Below are 2,436 nucleotides of genomic sequence, written 5' to 3' on the forward strand. Positions count from 1 at the left end.
AGCGCTCGACTGAGAGGCTGATCGCCGCGCGCCCGCCGCGCCTCCCGCGACCTGGCTGAGCGTGCCCGCCGAGGTGACCACCGCGATCGGGCGGTGCCTCAGCAGGTGGGAGACGCCCGCCACGACCGTCCGCAGCACGCCGACCGTGGGTGCGGGCCGTGCCTGCATCGCCAGGCCGAGCGAGCCGACGACCCCGATCAGCGCGAGCGCGGCCATCGCGAGCATCGCCACCCGCGCACCGCCGAGACCGGCGGCGAGACCCACGATCGCGGGTCCGCTGATCGAGGCGACCGTGTACGAGAGCGAGTCCTGCGCGTAGGCGCGGCGCGGCTCCGGGATGGCGCTCGTGACGAAGCTCGACATCCCGCCCATGTAGACGGGGGTGGCGAGTCCTGCGATCAGCAGCAGCACCACGATCAACGGGGTCGGCACGTCGCCGAGGAAGGCGGCGACCGCGAAGGCCACGGCGGTCGCGAGGGCGGAGGCGACCAGGAGGCGGCGCGGGTGGCGGAGGCGGTCGAGCACTGTGCCGACCAGCGGGGCCGCGATCACGCTCGGGAACAGGGCAGCGCCGGTCAGCGCTCCGCCCAGGGCGACATCGCCCAGGCGCTCGACGGCGAGGAGCGGGAGGGCGACGATCATCCCCGCGCCGGCGAGGCGGAGGGGGATCGACGCGGCCTGGTAGCTGACCGCGCTCATGCGGTGAAGAGGATCGACATCACCCTCGATCGTGCCACGTGGGAGGGCGCGGTCCGTTCGAGAACAGGGCCACCGCCATTCCGGACGATCGCTCGACTCTCTGGCAGTTCGCTGGACGCGGCAGGGTCGACCGTGACGATCCGAGCGGTCCGTGCGTCCTACTGGCAGACATCGCCTGATCGACCGATCGGGCCCGAGCGAAAGAGACGACCATGGCCGAGAGCACCACCGCCACCACCACGCGCAGCACCAGCGGCACCGCCGCCGGACGCACCGTCATCGAGGACAGCGTCATCGCCAAGGTCGCCGGCATCGCGGCCCGCGAGGTCCGCGGCGTCCACGCCCTCGGCGGCGGAGCGGCGCGCGCGATCGGTGCGATCCGCAGCGCGATCGGCAACGACGACCGCGGCCAGGGCGTCAAGGTCGAGGTCGGCGAGCGCCAGGTCGCCGCCGACGTCACGATCGTCGCCGAGTACCCCGCGCCCCTCCAGGAGGTCGCCGAGAACGTGCGCTCCGCCGTTGCTGAGGCGATCCAGCAGATCGCCGGCATGGAGGTCGCCGAGATCAACGTGACCGTGCAGGACGTGCACATCCCCGAGGAGGACACCCAGGAGTCCGACCCTCGCGTCGCCTGACGCCGAGACCTCACGACGCCCCGGGCCGGACGGCACCGGGGCGTCGCCATGTCGCGACCCTCAGCGACCGGCCCGACCACGCCGGTCCCTCCTGCACCGAACCCCGACCAGCACGACCACCACTGGCCCGAACCCCGACCAGGCCGAACAGGAGACCTGACGTGAAGCAGTCGAGCACCCGTCCGCTCGATGTGGACGACACCGTCGCCCTCATCGGCGTCCTCGCCGCCCTGCAGGCCATGATCGGCCGCGGCGGAAGAGCACGCCCCGACCTCGAGGGGCTCCGGCACGGTCTCGAGCAGGGCGGCGCGCTCCTCCCCGGAAGTGACGAGAACGAGATCGCGCGCGCGCTGGCTGGGCTGAACGCCCGTCTGCGTGGGACCATCGAGTGATCGACGACTGACGGACTGGCCGTAGCCTGCTCGGATCGTCCTGTCGACCACCCCGACACACCCTGTCCCGTCGGGTATCGTCCGGTCGATCCCGCGGACCTCGTCAGGCCGTGGTCAGCCCGTGAGTAGGAGGAGGCGCGACCGTGAACGGTGATCACTTCGTGCTCTCGACGGCCACCCCCTGGGACGACCGCACTGAGATCGTCGGCGTCTACGCCTCCGAGTCGTGGGCCAGGGAGGCCGCCTCCACCTGGCTGAGATCCCCTGATCGGGAGTCGTTTCCACGATGCGTGATCGAGGGCTGGAGCGGCGCGCACCTGCTCGGCCGCGAGATCATCGAAGGAGTCGGCCTCGACGGCGAGGGCGACGGAGACGAATCGCTGGACGGACCCCAGCAGATCTGACGGTATGACGGAGCTGCCGCGTCAGCGCGCCAATGCACTCCCCCAGTGCGAGGGGTATTCGAAGTGCGGCGGCAGCGTGGTCGTGTCATCGCCGCGTGCGCTGTTCACCTGCGCCTGAGTGAGGTAGATGGCCTCGGCGAGCTCAGCTCCGCTCACGTCTGCGTCGCGCAGGTCGACGCCCAACACGTCGCAGCGGCCGAGGTCGGCTCGTCGAAGATCGGCCGCGATCAGCAGCGCTCCCCGCAGGTCGGCCCCCCTCAGGTCGGCGCCGGCGAGTGGTGCACCGACCAGGTCGGCACCCGGCTG

General features: G+C 71.7%; 5 protein-coding genes. 3 read left to right on the forward strand and 2 right to left on the reverse strand.

What is annotated here, in order from left to right:
• Nucleotides 1-699, reverse strand: a 699-nt coding sequence (locus tag ACH61_RS15010) for an MFS transporter (RefSeq protein WP_153038933.1), incomplete at its 3' end; no start/stop codon positions are given.
• A gap of 212 nt (nt 700-911) precedes the next feature.
• Between ACH61_RS15010 and ACH61_RS15015 the strand changes: the two genes are divergently transcribed.
• The 3 genes from ACH61_RS15015 to ACH61_RS15025 all read left to right on the forward strand — a co-directional run bounded on the left by ACH61_RS15015 (nt 912) and on the right by ACH61_RS15025 (nt 2,130).
• Entirely contained in the window at nt 912-1,334 is a 423-nt protein-coding gene (locus tag ACH61_RS15015) for an Asp23/Gls24 family envelope stress response protein (protein WP_068213601.1), read from the forward strand.
• Between the two features lie 161 nt (nt 1,335-1,495).
• A complete protein-coding gene (locus ACH61_RS15020) occupies nt 1,496-1,726 on the forward strand; it encodes a hypothetical protein (protein WP_068213604.1) in 231 nt (76 codons plus the stop codon).
• 143 nt (nt 1,727-1,869) lie between these two features.
• Nucleotides 1,870-2,130, forward strand: a complete 261-nt coding sequence (locus tag ACH61_RS15025) for a hypothetical protein (protein ID WP_068213606.1) — start codon at nt 1,870-1,872, stop codon at nt 2,128-2,130.
• Nucleotides 2,131-2,151: 21 nt separating this feature from the next.
• Here the strand turns inward: ACH61_RS15025 and ACH61_RS15030 are convergent.
• Nucleotides 2,152-2,436, reverse strand: a 285-nt coding sequence (locus ACH61_RS15030; protein WP_161489682.1) for a pentapeptide repeat-containing protein, incomplete at its 5' end; no start/stop codon positions are given.

This window comes from Rathayibacter tanaceti (assembly GCF_001634385.1).
Lineage (GTDB): Bacteria > Actinomycetota > Actinomycetes > Actinomycetales > Microbacteriaceae > Rathayibacter > Rathayibacter tanaceti.